The 15,693-nt window shown below is 75.9% G+C and carries 14 protein-coding genes; 4 read left to right on the top strand and 10 right to left on the bottom strand.

What is annotated here, in order from left to right; genetic code table 11:
• Nucleotides 1–11 precede the first annotated feature (11 nt).
• The 5 genes from ACFXPX_RS00790 to ACFXPX_RS00770 form a co-directional block, all read right to left on the bottom strand.
• Nucleotides 12–707 (bottom strand): VC0807 family protein, encoded by a 696-nt coding sequence (locus ACFXPX_RS00790; RefSeq protein WP_375888604.1) that lies wholly within the window; start codon nt 705–707, stop codon nt 12–14.
• A 150-nt stretch (nt 708–857) separates the two neighbouring features.
• Nucleotides 858–1,847 carry an ABC transporter substrate-binding protein gene (locus ACFXPX_RS00785; RefSeq protein ID WP_380526282.1) on the bottom strand — a complete coding sequence of 330 codons (990 nt, stop codon included), beginning with the start codon at nt 1,845–1,847 and terminating at the stop codon, nt 858–860.
• Nucleotides 1,848–1,917: 70 nt separating this feature from the next.
• A complete protein-coding gene (locus tag ACFXPX_RS00780) occupies nt 1,918–2,769 on the bottom strand; it encodes an ABC transporter ATP-binding protein (protein WP_375888600.1) in 852 nt (283 codons plus the stop codon).
• On the bottom strand, nt 2,766–3,815 hold the full coding sequence (locus ACFXPX_RS00775) for a FecCD family ABC transporter permease (RefSeq protein WP_380593378.1): 1,050 nt from the start codon (nt 3,813–3,815) through the stop codon (nt 2,766–2,768). The genes ACFXPX_RS00780 and ACFXPX_RS00775 overlap by 4 nt, the downstream gene beginning before the upstream one ends.
• Before the next feature lie 73 nt (nt 3,816–3,888).
• Nucleotides 3,889–4,941 carry a FecCD family ABC transporter permease gene (locus ACFXPX_RS00770; protein ID WP_375888596.1) on the bottom strand — a complete coding sequence of 351 codons (1,053 nt, stop codon included), beginning with the start codon at nt 4,939–4,941 and terminating at the stop codon, nt 3,889–3,891.
• Nucleotides 4,942–5,040: 99 nt separating this feature from the next.
• Between ACFXPX_RS00770 and ACFXPX_RS00765 the strand changes: the two genes are divergently transcribed.
• Nucleotides 5,041–5,700: an HAD family hydrolase gene (locus ACFXPX_RS00765; RefSeq protein WP_380593379.1), complete on the top strand. Its 660-nt coding sequence runs from the start codon at nt 5,041–5,043 to the stop codon at nt 5,698–5,700.
• Here ACFXPX_RS00765 and ACFXPX_RS00760 read toward each other — a convergent pair.
• Entirely contained in the window at nt 5,697–5,936 is a 240-nt protein-coding gene (locus tag ACFXPX_RS00760) for a hypothetical protein (RefSeq protein WP_380399235.1), read from the bottom strand. The two genes, ACFXPX_RS00765 and ACFXPX_RS00760, sit on opposite strands and share 4 nt — an antisense overlap.
• 498 nt (nt 5,937–6,434) lie before the next feature.
• On the opposite strand from ACFXPX_RS00760, the gene ACFXPX_RS00755 reads away from it, so the two are divergent.
• A complete protein-coding gene (locus ACFXPX_RS00755) occupies nt 6,435–6,818 on the top strand; it encodes a cold-shock protein (protein WP_350504961.1) in 384 nt (127 codons plus the stop codon).
• A 13-nt stretch (nt 6,819–6,831) separates the two neighbouring features.
• On the opposite strand, the gene ACFXPX_RS00750 is transcribed toward ACFXPX_RS00755, so the two are convergent.
• The 4 genes from ACFXPX_RS00750 to ACFXPX_RS00735 form a co-directional block, all read right to left on the bottom strand.
• Nucleotides 6,832–7,683 (bottom strand): menaquinone biosynthesis family protein, encoded by an 852-nt coding sequence (locus ACFXPX_RS00750; protein WP_380593380.1) that lies wholly within the window; start codon nt 7,681–7,683, stop codon nt 6,832–6,834.
• Nucleotides 7,676–8,437 carry a futalosine hydrolase gene (locus ACFXPX_RS00745; RefSeq protein ID WP_380638924.1) on the bottom strand — a complete coding sequence of 254 codons (762 nt, stop codon included), beginning with the start codon at nt 8,435–8,437 and terminating at the stop codon, nt 7,676–7,678. The genes ACFXPX_RS00750 and ACFXPX_RS00745 overlap by 8 nt, the downstream gene beginning before the upstream one ends.
• A gap of 11 nt (nt 8,438–8,448) precedes the next feature.
• Nucleotides 8,449–8,979 (bottom strand): hypothetical protein, encoded by a 531-nt coding sequence (locus ACFXPX_RS00740; protein ID WP_375888585.1) that lies wholly within the window; start codon nt 8,977–8,979, stop codon nt 8,449–8,451.
• Nucleotides 8,980–9,072: 93 nt separating this feature from the next.
• Nucleotides 9,073–10,437: an MFS transporter gene (locus ACFXPX_RS00735; RefSeq protein WP_375888857.1), complete on the bottom strand. Its 1,365-nt coding sequence runs from the start codon at nt 10,435–10,437 to the stop codon at nt 9,073–9,075.
• A 608-nt stretch (nt 10,438–11,045) separates the two neighbouring features.
• On the opposite strand from ACFXPX_RS00735, the gene ACFXPX_RS00730 reads away from it, so the two are divergent.
• A complete protein-coding gene (locus tag ACFXPX_RS00730) occupies nt 11,046–11,927 on the top strand; it encodes a DUF3027 domain-containing protein (RefSeq protein WP_375888854.1) in 882 nt (293 codons plus the stop codon).
• A 467-nt stretch (nt 11,928–12,394) separates the two neighbouring features.
• Nucleotides 12,395–15,691 carry a sacsin N-terminal ATP-binding-like domain-containing protein gene (locus tag ACFXPX_RS00725; protein WP_380526272.1) on the top strand — a complete coding sequence of 1,099 codons (3,297 nt, stop codon included), beginning with the start codon at nt 12,395–12,397 and terminating at the stop codon, nt 15,689–15,691.
• Nucleotides 15,692–15,693 lie beyond the last annotated feature (2 nt).

Genomic DNA, 15,693 nt, shown 5'->3' with positions numbered 1-15,693 from the left:
CATCAGGCGACTCAGGCGGCCGCCGTCGCCGCCGCGGCCGCCTCGGCGGCGGCCCGGCCACGGGCGCCGGCCCGCTTGGCGTAGGTGATGGTGAAGTAGATCAGCCCGCCGAGCACCGCGAACGGAAGGACGCTGTTGATGGTGACCACCGTGCCGTGCGAGAGCGTGTAGACGAACACGATCCGCAGCGCGGCCTCCAGGATGAACGCGGTGCCCCAGACGACGGTCAGGTTGCGCTGCACCAGCCGGAAGCCCGGGTACTGCCACATCGAGTTCCACCAGGAGACCATCTCCGGGGTGCCGTCGGTGGCGAACTTGCGGCCGAAGTAGAACATGATCGGCTTGGGCGCGGCCAGCGAGGCGAGGTAGAGCACGCCGAGCAGGCCCGAGACGAAGGAGTCCTTGGCCAGCAGCATCTTCGGGTCGGTCGGGCCGACCAGCGAGACCACCAGCGTCAGGGCGACGAAGACCAGCGAGACGACGGCGAACTCGTCGATCCGGCGGTGCCAGGCGAGGTAGATCACCGTGTCGAGCACCGGGCCGAGGCCGGAGAGCAGGATGGCGGTGGACTCGTTGTAGCCGTGGTCGTGCAGCTGGTTGTAGATCATGATCGGCGCGACCACGTTGAAGGCGATGCTGATCAGCCAGCCGAGCGCGGCGGCCTTGCCCTTGCGGGCAGGAGCGGTCGGAGCTACCGCAGTTGACATGGTGGTGTCCCCCGGACGAAACGGTGTGCATGGGCGGCGCCATTGTGGCGGAAGCGACGGTCGGCTGCACAACCCGACGATGTCGACTAATCGTCAGTGGGCGGACGAGGCCCGCCCGTGGCCCGGCCCCAATCCCGGCCCCGGCCCCGGCTACGCCCCGAGGAAGCGCTGAAGCTCGTCCAGTACGAAGTTCGCCCCGGTGTACCCGATCCCCTGGAACCACAGCTGGTCGTCCACCGGGAACGCCCGGTGCGCCTTGACCGCCCCGAGGCCCTGCCAGCCCGGGCTCGCCAGCGCCGCCTCCTCGCCGGCCTTCTCCGGATCGCCGTAGGTCGCGTACAGCAGCAGGTCGCCGTCCGCCCTGCCGATCTGGTCGAGCGGGATCTCGAAGTCGGACTGGTCGACGTTCTGCGCGTCCGGCCGCCCCACCTCGGCGTCGGCCAGCACGCTGCCGGGGAAGCTCTGCCGCCCGAACAGCCGGATCCCGCCGCCCTCCGTGAACCGCACCAGGCTCACCTTGCGCCCGGACAGCTTCGCCGCCGCCAGCGCCCCCGCCACCTGCCCGGCGTGCTTCTGGTACGAGGCGACGAAGGCCGCCCCGGCCGCCACCCGGCTCAACGCCTGGGCGTGCAGCTGGAAGTTCGCCTTCCAGGGCGCCCCGGTGGTCTGGGTGAGCACGGTCGGGGCGATCGCCCGCAGCTGCTCGTACCGGTCGCCGTCGCGGGTCTGGTTGGAGAGGATCAGGTCCGGCCGCAGCGCCCGGAGGGCGGCGAGGTCGGGCGCGCCGGCCGGGCCGACCAGCCGGACGCCCGCCGTGCGGGAGGCCGGCCAGTAGGCGGGGAAGCCGGTGTCGGCGGCCGGGAGCGCGGCCCCGACCGGGGTGATGCCCAGGGTCAGCACGGAGTCGAGCACGTCGGTGTCCAGCACGACCACCCGCAGCGGCTCGCCCGGCACCTGCACCGGCCCGGTCGCGGCGTTCACCGTCACCGGGGGCGGCGGGGTGGGGGAGGGCGTGCCGCTCGCCTCGAAGTCCGCGGCCGGCGGCTGCGAGCCCCCGGAGCCGCTGCACGCCGTGAGCGCGGCGGCCCCGCCGAGTCCGCCGAGCCCGGCGAGGAACGTACGGCGGGAGATCCGGGGCATCGGCGGGTCCTCGGGCGGTGAGGCTGCGGTGGGCCCGTCGATTATGTCCGAAATGGTGGCTAAAAGGTCGTTAAGCGTCCACGGCACCGGCGGTTTCCGCCGCCACCGTCCACGGCGCCCCCGGCACGACCAGCGGAGTGCCCGTCACCGGGTCGGGCACCACCACCGAGTCCAGCCCGAACACCTCGCGCACCAGCTCCGCCGTCACCACCTCGCCCGGGGGGCCCTCGGCGACCACCCGGCCGTCCCGCATCGCCACCAGGTGGTCCGCGTACCGGGCCGCCTGGTTGAGGTCGTGCAGCACGGCGACGACCGTCCGGCCGCGCTCGACGTTCAGCCGGCGCACCAGGTCCAGCACCTCCACCTGGTGCGCGATGTCCAGGTAGGTGGTCGGCTCGTCCAGCAGCAGCACGTCGGTGCCCTGGGCGAGCGCCATCGCGATCCAGGCCCGCTGGCGCTGCCCGCCCGACAGCTCGTCCATGCTGCGCTCGGCCAGCTCCGCCGTCGAGGTGCGCTCCAGCGCCTCGGCGACGGCCGCCTCGTCCTCCGCCGACCACTGCTGCCACCAGCTCTGGTGCGGCTGGCGGCCGCGCGAGACCAGGTCCGCCACCGAGATGCCCTCCGGCGCGGTCGGCGACTGCGGCAGCAGGCCGAGCCGCTGGGCGATCCGCTTGGTCGGGATCCGGGCCAGCTCCTCGCCGTCGAGCAGCACCGCGCCGCGCACCGGCTTCAACAGCCGGCCCAGCGCCCGCAGCAGCGTCGACTTGCCGCAGGCGTTCGGGCCGACGATCACCGTCACCCGCCCGTCCGGGATGCCGACGTCCAGGCCCTCGACGACCGTGCGCGCCTCGTAGGCCAGGGTGAGGCCCCGGGCCTCCAGGCGGTGCGGGCCCGCCGTCGTACGGTGCGTGCTCGCGGTCATCGGGAACCTCCACGGCGGGATCGGATCAACAGCCACATCAGGTACGGCGCGCCGACCATGCCGGTCACCACGCCCACCGGCAGCTCGGTCGGGGCGAGCAGCCGCCGGGCGATCAGGTCCGCCAGGACCACCACCAGCGCCCCGGTCAGCGCCGAGCACAGCAGCGGCACCTGCGCCGAGCGGGCCAGCCGCAGCGCGATCTGCGGGGCCATCAGCGCCACGAAGTCCACCGGCCCGGCGGCGCCCGCCGCGCAGGAGGCCAGCACGATGCCCAGCAGCGCCATGCCCAGCCGGATCCGGTCCAGCCGCAGCCCGAGGCCCACGGCCGTCGCGTCGTCGAAGGAGATCGACCGCTGCGCCCGCGCCGCCCACAGCGCCACCGGCAGGGCCGCCAGCAGCACCCAGGCCAGCCATCCGGCCTGGTCGAAGCCGGTGCCGTTCAGGCTGCCCGTCATCCACACCTTCGCGGCCTGCGCCTGGAAGCCGTCGCCCTTGGTCAGGAAGACGGAGGTCAGCGAGGACAGCGCCACGCTGATCCCGATCCCGATCAGCACGAAGCGCTGGGCGTGCAGCCCCCGCCGCCAGGCCAGCGCGTACACCAGCAGCCCGGCCGCCAGCCCGCCGCCGACCGCCGCGTACGGCGCCTGCCCGGTCGAGCCGACCACCCCGTACGCCGTCAGCCCGACCACGGTGACGGTCGCGCCCCAGGTCACGCCCACCACGTCCGGGCTGGCCAGCGGATTGCGGGCCACCGTCTGCACCAGCGCCCCGGCCAGCCCGAGCGCCGCCCCGACCAGCAGCCCCACCACCACCCGCGGCAGCCGGAACTCCCCGACCACCAGCTCGTCCGGACTCGGCTGCCCCAGCACCACCTTGACCACCTCGCCCGGCGAGACGGTCGACTCACCCAGGCACAGCGAGGCCACCACCGTCGCCGCCAGCACGACCAGCAGCCCGGCGGCGGCCAGCGCCGACCGCCGGTGCAGCAGGAACGAGGCCCGCCCGGCCCGCACCACCGAGTAGCCCCGGAGCGAAACCGACGTCATGCGCCCACCTCGCTGCGCTCGGCAGGGGCATGCCCCAACGCGCGCCTCTCAACGGTTCCCTCGCTGCGCTCGCTCACGCCGCCACCACCTTCCGCCGCCGCACCAGGGCCACCAGCACCGGCACCCCCACCAGCGCCGTCATCACGCCCGCCGGGACCTCCGAGGGCGGGAACAGCACCCGGCCGAGGGTGTCCGCGAGCAGCAGCAGGGCCGGGCCGAGGACGGCCGAGAAGGCGAGGATCCAGCGGTGGTCGGCACCGGCCACCGCCCGGGCGGCGTGCGGCACGGCGAGGCCGATGAAGGCGATCGGGCCGGCCGCCGCGACCGCCGAGCCGGTCAGCACGGTGGCGCCCAGCGCGCCGACCGCCCGGACCAGGCCGGTCTTCGCGCCCAGCCCCTTCGCGGTGTCCTCGCCGAGCGCCAGCGCGTCCAGCCCGCGCGCCACCGCCACCACCAGCACGGTGCCGACGGCCAGGAACGGCAGCAGCTGCCAGGCCACGTCCGCCGTCCGGCCGGAGAGCGAGCCGACGTGCCAGAACCGGAACTGGTCCATGGTGGCCGCGTCGGTGGTCAGCACCAGGGTGTTCAAGGAGGCGATGAACGCGGACATCGCCGAGCCGGCCAGTGCCAGCTTGATCGGCGTCGCCCCGCCCCGGCCGCGCCCGGCCAGGCCGTACACCAGCACGGTGGCGATCACCGCGCCCGCGAAGCCGAACCAGACGTACCCGGTGAGGGTGGAGACCCCGAAGCCCGAGATGGCGACCACCACGCCCGCCGCCGCGCCCTGCGAGACCCCGAGGATGCCGGGGTCGGCGATCGGATTGCGGGTCAGGCCCTGCATCACCGCGCCGGCCAGCCCGAGCGCGGCGCCCACGGCCAGCCCGACCACCGTCCGGGGCACCCGCAGCTCGCGGATCACCACGGCGTCGGCGGAGCCGCCGCCGTGCAGCAGCGCGTCGACGGTCGCCGACAGCGGCACCGTGCGGCTGCCGACCGCCAGGCTCAGCAGCACCGCGACGGCCAGCACGGCCAGTGCGGCGGCGAGCCACAGTATTCGGTGACGGGGAGTCCGCCGTCTGCCCGGCGGTGCGGTGGTGGTGCCGGTCGGTGCGGTGGTGTCGGTCATGAGCCCTCTCCGCGGAAAACTCAGGTAAACCTAAGTTCCGCCTCGGAGGCGGGGCAAATCGCCTCGTCCCGGCCCGGGCCCGTTGGGTAGCCTGGCGGCATGCCCGCGACCCCGCCCGCCCCGCTCACCGTCGGCTTCGACCTGGACATGACGCTGCTGGACACCCGGCCCGGCATCCACGCCACCTACCGGGCGCTCTCCGCCGAGACCGGCGTCCCCGTCGACGCCGACCTGGTGGTCACCCGGCTCGGCCCGCCGCTGCTGGACGAGATCCGCAACTGGTTCCCGGCCGAGGAGGCCGAGCGGGCCGTCGCCCGCTACCGCGAGCTGTACCGCGAGCACGCCTTCGCCCCGACCGTGCCGCTGCCCGGCGCCCACGCCGCCGTCGAGGCGGTCCGCGCCCACGGCGGCCGGATCGCCGTGATCACCGGCAAGTACGAGCCGAACGCCCGCCTCCACCTGGAGCACGCCGGACTGGACGCGGACGTCCTGGTCGGCGACCTCTGGGCGGAGACCAAGGGCGAGGCGCTGCGCGCGCACGGCGCGAGCATCTACGTCGGCGACCACCTCGGCGACATCGTCGGCGCCCGGCACGCGGACGCCGTCGCGGTCGCCGTGGCCACCGGCCCGTACGACGCCGACCGGCTGCGCGAGGCCGGGGCGGACGTGGTGCTCACCGACCTCACCGGCTTCCCGGAGTGGCTCGACCGGCACCTCGGCCCGAACCAGGACTCCCGGGGCCAGGACTCCCGGGGCTAGGACTCCTGGGGCGCGATCCGGGCGCGCTGGGCCCGGGCGTTCAGGAACAGCCCGGTCAGCGCGGACAGGAAACCGGCCGGCATCAGCATGCTCAGCCAGTACATGGCCGTCGGCAGCGGCGTCAGGTGCAGGAACAGCGGGACGAAGGTGACCAGGGTGGCGAGCGCGCCGACGCCGAAGACCACCGTCCCGGCCTTGACGTACACGTCGCCGGGTTCGGCGCTCTGGCTGCTCACGTCCGCTCACTCCTCCGAGCCGCGCCGGGCCGCCCGTCCGGGGCCCGGTCCGCGCCCCAGTCTGGCAGAACCGCCCCCGCGGCGGCCCACCGGAGCGGCTCGGTCACGTTGCGCAGTTTCCCGGCAGCGATGCGTTTTGATCCCTGCTGGGCGAGGGTATGCAGGGGGTGCCGAGGGGCGCTACAGGTGCGTCCCGTGTCCTCAGACCCGGGGGTGTGAGCCGATGGACTGCGCAGAACCGCGCCCCGGCCGTGCCAGTACCGGGTCGTCCGTGACCGCGAGATCCCCGCGCGCCCGTCGGCCCCTCCGGCCCTCGGAACGCGGAGCGATCGCGGACCGCTGACGAGGCAGTGACGGACCATTAGTCTGCTCCTGACAACGCGCCGGCCGTGAGCGCCCACGGGCTCCGAGTCGAGGTCGGCCGTCTTTCTCCCCACACCACCCAGTGATTCCCGGCCAGGGCCGGGATCCCTCACACCCATTCGAGGACTGTTCGAGATGCCCACCGGCCAGGTCAAGTGGTTCAACGAGACGAAGGGCTTCGGCTTCCTGTCGCGCGACGACGGTGACGACGTCTTCGTCCACACCAAGGCGCTGCCCGCCGGTGTCACCGTGCTGAAGCCGGGCCAGCGGGTCGAGTTCGGCGTGGTCGCCGGGCACCGCGGGGACCAGGCGATGGCCGTGCAGCTGCTGGACGCGCTGCCGTCGGTGGCCGCCGCCCAGCGCCGCAGCGCCGACGACATGGCGCCGATCGTCCAGGACCTGATCACCACCCTGGACGCGGTGCTGCCCGGCCTCCAGCGCGGCCGCTACCCGGCCAAGCCGACCGGCCAGAAGCTGGCCGGCCTGCTGCGCGCGGTGGCCGACCAGTTCGACGTCTGAGGCCCCGAGGGGTCTAGAACGCGAGCGCACCCGGGTCGAGCGGGGGCACCAGCCCCTCCGCGGCGGCCCGGGTGAGCAGTGCGCGGACGGCCTGGTAGCCCTCCTCGCCGAGGTCGGCGGTGAACTCGTTGACGTACAGCCCGATGTGCTGGTCGGCCACGGCCGGGTCCATCTCCTGGGCGTGCGCCAGCACGTACTCCCGGCTGGCGGCCGGATCCGCCCAGGCCTGCCGGACGGACGCGCGGATCGTCGCGGCGAGCTCGCGCAGCCGCTCGGCGCCCAGCGAGCGCCGGGCCACGATCGCCCCCAGCGGGATCGGCAGGCCGGTCTCCGCCTCCCAGGCCTCGCCCATGTCGGCCAGGCTGTGCAGGCCGTACTGCTGGTACGTGAAGCGGGCCTCGTGGATCACCAGGCCGGCGTCCACCCGGCCGTCCCGGACGGCGGGCATGATCTCGTGGAACGGCAGGACGACGATCTCGCCGAAGCCGCCCGGCACCGCCTTCGCCGCCCAGAGCCGGAACAGCAGGTAGGCGGTGGAGCGCTCGGAGGGCACCGCGACGGTGCGCCCGGCCAGGTCCGCGGGCGAGGCCACGCCCGGCAGGGTGAGCACCAGCGGCCCGCAGCCGCGCCCCAGCGCTCCGCCGCAGGGCAGCAGGGCGTACTCCTCCAGGACCCACGGCAGCGCGCCGTAGCTGATCTTCAACACGTCCAGCTCGCCGCGCTCGGCCAGGCCGTTGGTGATGTCGATGTCGGCGAAGGTCACCTCGGGGGCGTCCGCCCCGGGGACGGCGCCGTGCGCCCAGGCGTGGAACACGAAGGTGTCGTTCGGGCAGGGCGAGTACGCGATGCTCAGCCGTTCAGCCACGGCCGGCCTCCTCGATCAGTTCTCGGACGGGAAGCGCGGCGAAGGCCCGCTCCAGGGCGGCCAGCGCCTCGCCGATCCGCCAGGCGGCCCGGTCGCGCGGGCCCACCGGGTTGGACACGGTGCGCAGCTCGAAGGCCGGCACGCCGAACCGGGCGGCGGCCTCGGCCACGCCGAAGCCCTCCATCGCCTCGGCCGCGGCCCCCGGGTGACGGGCGGCCAGCGCGGCGGCCCGCTCGGTGCTGCCGGTCACCGTGGAGACGGTCAGCACCGGGCCGGTCACGGCCCGGACGTCGCGGTCCGCCAGGGCCCGTTCGGCCAGGGCGACGACGGCCGGGGGAGGGGTGTGCCGGGTGGTGCCGAAGCCCAGCTCGGTGACGTCGGCGAAGCCCTCGGGGGTCTCGGCGCCGAGGTCGGCGGCCACGACCGCCGACGCCAGCACGGTCGCGCCGACCGGCGCGTGCGGGGCGAAGCCGCCGGCGATCCCGGCGGAGGCGACCAGGCCGTACGGGCCGGCCGCCAGCGCGGCGCCGGCGCCCGCCGCGGCTGCCGCCGGGCCGACGCCCGCGGCCAGCACGTCCACCGGCGCGCCCGCGCAGCGGTGCAGGGTGCCGCCGGGCAGCGGCAGGTCGGCGGCGCCGCCGGGCAGGCCGCGCAGCACCGCCTCGGCCTCGGCCGGCACCGCGACGACCACGAGCAGCCGGGCCCGTTCGGGGCCCGGCTGCCCGGGGTGCGCTTCGGAGACCTGTGCGGTCATCGCGGGGAGCGTCAGTCGTTCTTGGTGTTCAGCTGGAAGTACCACACCGCGATCGGGCTCTCCGACTTCTTGTCGATCTCGACCACGGTGATCACGGTCTTGCCGCTGGAGTTCAGCACCTTGCCCGCGGTCTGGGAGCCGGAGAAGCTCGGGCCCTGGGCGTAGGAGAACAGGCTGGTCTGCCCGCCCTGGCTGCTGGCGCCACCGTTGCTGGAGGCCCACCAGCCGGTCTTGGCCACGTTCGGGCTGACGCCGACGCCGATCCGGTCGCTCGCCCGCACGTCGGACTGCGGGAGGTCGCCGCTGGCCAGGGCCTGCTTGGCCGCGGTCTGGCACTGGTCCTGCTGGTCGTCGCTCAGCGGGCTGCCGCCGTTCCAGCACAGCGGGTCCGCGACGGTCGACGTGGTGCCGACCTGGAGGGTGGCCCGGTGGGTGTTGTGCTCGGTCTGCCCGGCGGCGATCGCGACGGAGGTGCCCACCGTGGCGGCGCCGACCACGACGACGGCGCCGAGGGCGGCGATGACACGGGTATTGAGGCTCATGCGACAGAATCTACCGGGCCCGGGCGATCACGCGACGCGGGGGTCGGCCACCGCGTGTTGCCCCGTCGTGGAAACCGACCGGTTCAGGCCGTTTCAGGCCACCCTGGGCGCGGCCGGGTGCCGCCGCAGGCCCAGCCGCAGCAGCGAGCGGGCCGTCCACAGCAGCACCAGGCCGACCACCGAGGCGGCGATCGACAGGCCCAGCACCCCGTTCAGCGGCAGCACGATCCCGACCCCGCCGCCGACCACCCAGGACATCTGCATCAGGGTCTCCGAACGGGCGAACGCCGAGGTCCGCACCGCCTCCGGGACGTCCCGCTGGATCAGCGCGTCCAGCGCCAGCTTGCCGAACGAGGCCGCCATCCCGGACACCGCGGCGACCAGAACCACCGTCACCACGCCGTACCAGAGCGCCGCCGCCGCCGTCACACAGGTCGCCAGCAGCAGCATCGCGGTGACCGTCGCCTCCGGGCCCCGGGTGCGCAGCCAGGAGCCCAGCACCGAGCCCAGCGCGTTGCCCGTCCCGGCGGCCAGCGCCACCAGGCCCAGCGCCAGGGTCGGCCGCAGGCCGCCGATCGGGTCGGTGCGCAGCAGGAAGGCCAGGAAGAACACCAGGAAGCCGACCAGCCAGCGCATCCCCGCCATCGCCCGCAGCGCCAGCACCACCGAGGGGCCGACGGTGCGCAGCGAGGCCTTGACCTTCGGGGGCTTGTGGTGGATCAGGTGCGAGCCGCCGCCCGGGGCCTCGGCGGACACCTCGGCGTGCAGCACGGCCCGCTGCTCGCCCTTCGCCGAGTCCACCGCGTGCGGCAGGTGGAAGGCCATCAGGGTGCCGATCACGAACACCAGGAAGGCGCCGCGCAGCGGCCAGCCGGGCCCGATCAGGTGCAGCAGCCCGCCCACCGCGGCCGCCACCCCGGTGGCCAGCAGCCCGGCCAGGGTGACCCGGGAGTTCGCCTTCACCAGCGACAGCCGGCTCGGCAGCAGCCGGGGCACCACCACGCTGCGCACCACCCCGTACGCCTTGGACGCCACCAGCACGCCCAGCGCCTCCGGGTAGAGCGCGATGCCGCCGCCGGAGATCACCCCGGCCATCGTCCAGGCCAGTACGGCCCGGGCCAGCATCGACATCGCCATGGCGGCCCGGCGGCCGTGCGGCAGCCGGTCCAGCAGCGGGCCGATCACCGGGGCGAGCAGGGCGAACGGGGCCATCGTGATCAGCAGGTAGAGCGCGACCCGGCCGCGGGCCTCGCCGGTGGGGACGGAGAAGAAGATGGTGGAGGCCAGCGCGATGGTGATCAGCATGTCGCCGAAGGAGTTCAGCGCGTGCAGCTCGATCAGCTTCGCCAGGCCGGACTCGCCCGCGCCCTCGGCCGAGGTGGCCCGGCGGATCCGGCGGCCGGTGCCGTGCACCAGCTTGCCGGTGCGCAGGCCGGCGGCGGAGGCGGTGCGGACCAGGAAGGGGCGGTGGGGCTCGGGGGCGTCCTCGTCGGCTTCCTCGGCGGCTCCCGCGACCGCTTCCGTGACGGTTTCCTCGTCGGCGCCCGTGACGGCTTCCGTGACGGCTCCTGTGACGGCTTCCGTGACGGGGCGGTCGGGCTTCTCCAGGTCGACCCGGTCGGCTGCGGACGGCCCGCCGCCCGCCACCGGCCGCGGTTCGCCCGCATCGGGGAGGGGAGACTGTTGTCGCGGCGCGGCCTGCGTCTCGTCGGGGCTGCCGGCCTGCGAGGGGCGCAGTGCGTGCTGCGACGGGTTTTCGTCCGCCACAAGCCCATCCTGCCCCAGATTCGCCGGGGTGACGCGGGATTCGGCTCCGCTCGGCGCGGCCTCCGGAAGGCTCGGCTCCGCCCCGGACTGTGCCGGGGCGCCGACCGGCGGGTAGCCTGCCCCAAGGTCCGCCCGCGTGGGCGCCGGGGCGCCGGCAGGCCGGACGGGCGGCGCGGTCGGTACCCGTGGCGGCCCCAGGTCGCGCAGAATGGACGCGGGACTACCGAGCCGCGACGGAGAAGGCAACACGCCGTGGGCGACAGAAGAACTGGGAGAGAATCGACGCCGTGAGTGCTGCGATGCGAAGCCGTACCCCCGACCGGCTCTGTGCCGACGCCGTCGAACTCGCCCGCCAGGCTGCCGAGGAGGCCGTCGGGCCCGAGGCCGTCGGCCCGCACCTCGGTGCGCAGGCGGACGCCGACCGCGTCGTCACCCACAGCTTCGAGTGCCTGGACGCGGCCTACCGCGGCTGGCACTGGGCGGTCACCGTCGCCCGGGCCCCGCGCGCGAAGAACGTGACCGTGGACGAGGTCGTGCTGCTGCCCGGCCCCGACGCGGTGCTCGCGCCGGAGTGGGTGCCGTGGAGCGAGCGGCTGCGCCCGGGCGACATGGGCCCCGGCGACCTGCTGCCCACCGGCGCCGACGACGCCCGGCTGGAGCCGGGCTGGACCGGCGAGGACGAGCCCGCGCCGAACTCCGCCGTCGCCCTGGCCGCGGAGGAGGACGTGGTCCTCAGCGACCCGCACGTCCAGCCCGCGCCGGCCCGCGCCCGGATCAACGCCGTCGCCGAGGAGCTCGGCCTGGGCCGCAGCAGGGTCCTCTCCCGGCTCGGCCTGCACCTGGCCGCCGACCGCTGGGAGAAGGCCCACGGCTCGCAGACCCCGATGGCGCAGGCCGCCCCGGCGGCGTGCGGCAGCTGCGGCTTCCTGATCACGATCGGCGGCTCGCTCGGACAGGCCTTCGGCGTGTGCGGCAACGAGTTCGGCCCGGCCGACGGCCAGATCGTCTCCTTCGCGTACGGCTGCGGCGGGCACTCCGAGGCGGCCGTCATCCCGGCCCCGCCGGCGCCGTCCGAGCTGATCCTGGACGAGCTGGTGGTCGAGCCGCTGCAGCTCCACCCGGACCGGACCTCCGGCTCGGTCGAGCCGGACGCCCCGGCCGAGGAGCTCGGCCACTCCTGACGTTCCCCGTCCGCGGCCCGTCCCACTGAACCGGTGGGGCGGGCCGCGACGTTGTTGCCGGTAGGGGCGCCCGCCGGTGGCGGGGCCCCGCCCGCCTGCCGTCCGTGGGGACTCCCCCCAGCCCACGGGCGGCAGCAGGGCGGGCCGTCGGGCCCCGGCAGTGGGGTGCCGGCCCGGCGGTTCCGCCCCCTCCGACCCCCTCGGCCTCCCTCCGGTCCCCTCGGCCTTTCTCCGCTTTCGCCGGCCCGCTCCGCCCTCCGCCGGCTCCCGTGGTGCTCCTGGTCCCCCTGGGACGGGAGTGGCGGACCGTGCGGCCGGACGGTCCGCCGCCGACCGGCCCCCGCCTGCGGATTCCCGCGCCCGGCCGGGCCCTGCGCCGCCCCCGGACCGGGCGGTGGTCGGGAGCAGTCGGTGGGGCAGGGAAGAATGCCCTACGACGTACAGGGCGGCGGAAGGTGGCAGGTCCCGTGGAACCTCGGATCATCGGCAGCGGCACGGACGAGCACCTCGCGGACCCGTTCGGGAGCGCCGCGCTGCGCCGGCGGGTGCTGGACGCCTGGGCCGCCTCCCCGGCCCGGTTCCGGGAGGACGCCAACGCCGAGGAGGAGCTGGCGCTCGGCGGCTACCGCGACCGCCTGGTGGTCGAGTTGGCGCAGAACGCGGCCGACGCCGCGGTCCGGGCCGGGCGCGGCCCCGGGCGGCTGCGGCTGACCCTGGCCGACGGCGTGCTCGCCGCCGCCAACACCGGCGCCCCGCTGGACGCGGCGGCCGTCGAGTCGCTGTCCACCCTGCGCGCCTCCTCCAAGCGCGGCGAGGAGCCCGCCGTCGGCCGGTTCGGGGTCGGCTTCGCCGCCGTCCTCGCCGTCACCGACGAGCCCGCCGTGCTCGGTGCTGCCGGCGGGGTGCGCTGGTCGCTGGGCGAGGCCCGCTCGCTCGCCGAGGCGCAGCCCGCGCTGGCCGACGAACTGCGCCGCCGGGACGGCCACGTGCCGCTGCTGCGGCTGCCCTTCGCCGCCGAGGGCCCGGCCCCGGACGGCTACGACACCGTGGTGGTGCTGCCGCTGCGCGACGCCGCCGCCGAAGACCTGACCCGCCGTCTGCTGACCGCCGTCGACGACGCCCTGCTGCTCACCCTGCCCGGCCTGTCCGAGGTCGTGGTGGAGACTCCGGAGGGCACCCGCACGCTCACCCGCAGCGCCGCCGAGCCCCGCCCGGACGGCGTCACCGAGGTGACCGTCACCGACGACGGGGGCGGCCGGCTGCGGCGCACCCTCTGGCAGACCGCCGGCGCCACCGGCCGGCTGGCCGCCGAACTGCTCACCGACCGGCCCACCGAGGAGCGCGCCCGCCCGTACTGGACGGTGACCTGGGCCGTCCCGGTCGAGGAGGACGGCACTCCGCAGCGGCCCGCCATCGCGCCGGTGCTGCACGCGCCCACCCCCAGCGACGAGCCGATCGGCCTGCCCGCGCTGCTGATCGCCTCCTACCCGCTGGACTCCACCCGCCGGCACATCGCCCCCGGCGCGCTCACCGACTTCCTCACCGAGCGCGCCGCCGACAGCTACACCGACCTGCTGCGCGCCCGCGGCGCCGACCTCGGCTCGCTCGGCCTCGTCCCCGGGCCGCTCGGGCAGGGCGCGCTGGACAACGCGCTGCGCGCGGCGGTGCTCTCCCGGCTGCCCGGCACGCCGTTCCTGCCGCACCCCGGCGGCGTCGAGGAGGGCACGCCCGCGCTGCGGCCGCGCGACGCCACGCTGCTGGAGGGCGCGGACGGCTCGGTGGTGGAGGCGCTCGCGCCGATCTTCCCCGGCCTGCTGCCGGCCGGACTGGAGCGCCGCACCGAGCTGCGGGTGCTGAACGTGCGCCGGGTGCCGCTGGCCGACGTGGTCGACCAGCTCGGCGGGCTGGACCGCGACCCGGCCTGGTGGCGCAACCTGTACGCGGCGCTCGGCGCGGCCGACCCGGAGGCGCTCGGCGCGCTGCCCGTGCCGCTCGCCGACGGACGGACCGTCACCGGGCCCCGGCGGGTCCTGCTGCCCTCCGAGGACGCCGACTGGGCGGCCTTCCCCGGCTACCCCGAGTCGCTGGCCGGGGCACTCGCCGCGCTCGACCTGCGGCTGGCCCACCCCGAGGCCGCCCACCCGCTGCTGGCCAAGCTGGGCGCCGGCACCGCCACCCCGGCCGGGGTGCTGGACACCCCCGAGGTGCGGGCCGCCGTCGCCCGCTCCTACGAGCTGGCCGACGACGACCTGGACGCCGCGCTGGAGCTGGCCGACGCCGTCCTGGCCCTGGTGAAGGCCGCCGCCCCGGCCGTCGGCGAGCACCCCTGGCTGGCCCGGCTGGCGCTGCTGGACGACGAGGGCGAGCCCGCCCGGGCGGGCGAACTGGTGCTGCCCGACAGCCCGTTCGCGGCGCTCGCCCGCGAGGAGGACGCCGGCTGGGTGGACGACGAGCTGCTGGAGCGCTGGGGCCCCGAGGTGCTGGCCGCCGTCGGGGTGCTGGCCGACTTCGTGCTGGTGCGCGCCGAGGACGTGGTGCTCGACCCGGACGACCTGGAGCGGCTCGACCCGACCGCGCCCGCCGACCGGGCGGCCGGCGGGCACCCCACCGGGCTGCTGGACGAGGCCCCCGACGGGCTCGCCGAGTGGGCCGAGGACGCCCTGGAGGCGCTGAACGCCGACGAGGTGCTCGGGGTCCCGCCGGTGGCCGCCGAACTGCTGGCCGTGCGCGACCTCGACCTGGTGGACGACGACGCCTGGCCCGAGGCGCTCGCCGCGCTCGCCCGCCCGCCGTACCGGGAGGCCGTGGTCAACCCGGTGCGCACCCTGCTGCCCGACGGCAGCTACGCCGACCTCCCGCCGTACACCGCGTGGTGGCTGCGCGACCACCCGGTGCTGGGCGGCCGCGAGCCCGCCGGGCTGCGCGCCGCCGGGGCCGACCCGCTGCTGCGCGGCCTGTACGACGAGGCCCGCACCACCCTGGACGACCAGTTCCTGCACGCGCTCGGGGTGCGCACCACGCTGGCCGCGCTGCTCGCCGAGCCGCACGGCCCGGACGAGGCGCTGGACCGGCTCACCGACCCGGCCGCCGAGGTCGGCCACCGCCAACTGCACGGCATCCACAGCGCGTTGGCCCGGGTCGACCGGGACCGGATCGAACCGCTCGACGTGGTACGGGCGTTGCCGCCGCTGGACCCGGCCACCGGGCGCCGCCCGGACCACACGGTGGTGGTGGACGCCACCGAGGCGGTCGTCGCGGACGCCCCCGACCTGGTCCAACTCCTGCACCCGTACCCGCTGCTGCCGGTCGCCCCGGCGCTCGCCGCGGACCTCGCCGAGCGGCTGCACGTGTCGCTGGCCAGCGAGGTGGCCGGCGGGCGGGTGCTCTCCGAGGGCGTGCTGCACCGGGTCCCCGCCGTGGTGCGGGAGCTGCTGCCCGGCTGCCCGGTCGCCTACGAGGAGCACGAGGAGCTGCTGGTGGTCGGCCCGGACGGCGGCGAGGCCTCCGTCGACTGGCGCTGGGACCACGCGGCGGACGCCCCGGAGCCGCCGTACGACCCGGAGCTGGCCGAAGCCGGCGACGAGGACGACGAGTTCGAGGTCCCGCCGGTGCCCGGGCTGCTGCACGCCGCCACCCCGGAGGGCCTGGCGGCCGGGCTCGCCTGGTCGGTCGGCCAGTGGCACCGGCGCTTCGAGGTGCTGGCCGCGCTCAGCGAGCCGGACCGGGCGTACGAGCTGTCCGCGGCCCGGGACTTCGAGGGCTGAGT

The organism is Kitasatospora sp. NPDC059146 (assembly GCF_042786665.1).
In the GTDB taxonomy this organism is placed as follows: domain Bacteria; phylum Actinomycetota; class Actinomycetes; order Streptomycetales; family Streptomycetaceae; genus Kitasatospora.
Note: the sequence above shows the minus strand (reverse complement) of the source record. Positions and strands in the feature narration are given on the sequence as shown.

Coding starts and splice junctions, on each gene's coding strand:
- ACFXPX_RS00790 (WP_375888604.1), bottom strand. CDS start 707: ATGTCAACTGCGGTAGCTCCGACCGCTCCTGCCCGCAAGGGCAAGGCC.
- ACFXPX_RS00785 (WP_380526282.1), bottom strand. CDS start 1,847: ATGCCCCGGATCTCCCGCCGTACGTTCCTCGCCGGGCTCGGCGGACTC.
- ACFXPX_RS00780 (WP_375888600.1), bottom strand. CDS start 2,769: ATGACCGCGAGCACGCACCGTACGACGGCGGGCCCGCACCGCCTGGAG.
- ACFXPX_RS00775 (WP_380593378.1), bottom strand. CDS start 3,815: ATGACGTCGGTTTCGCTCCGGGGCTACTCGGTGGTGCGGGCCGGGCGG.
- ACFXPX_RS00770 (WP_375888596.1), bottom strand. CDS start 4,941: ATGACCGACACCACCGCACCGACCGGCACCACCACCGCACCGCCGGGC.
- ACFXPX_RS00765 (WP_380593379.1), top strand. CDS start 5,041: ATGCCCGCGACCCCGCCCGCCCCGCTCACCGTCGGCTTCGACCTGGAC.
- ACFXPX_RS00755 (WP_350504961.1), top strand. CDS start 6,435: ATGCCCACCGGCCAGGTCAAGTGGTTCAACGAGACGAAGGGCTTCGGC.
- ACFXPX_RS00745 (WP_380638924.1), bottom strand. CDS start 8,437: ATGACCGCACAGGTCTCCGAAGCGCACCCCGGGCAGCCGGGCCCCGAA.
- ACFXPX_RS00740 (WP_375888585.1), bottom strand. CDS start 8,979: ATGAGCCTCAATACCCGTGTCATCGCCGCCCTCGGCGCCGTCGTCGTG.
- ACFXPX_RS00730 (WP_375888854.1), top strand. CDS start 11,046: ATGCGAAGCCGTACCCCCGACCGGCTCTGTGCCGACGCCGTCGAACTC.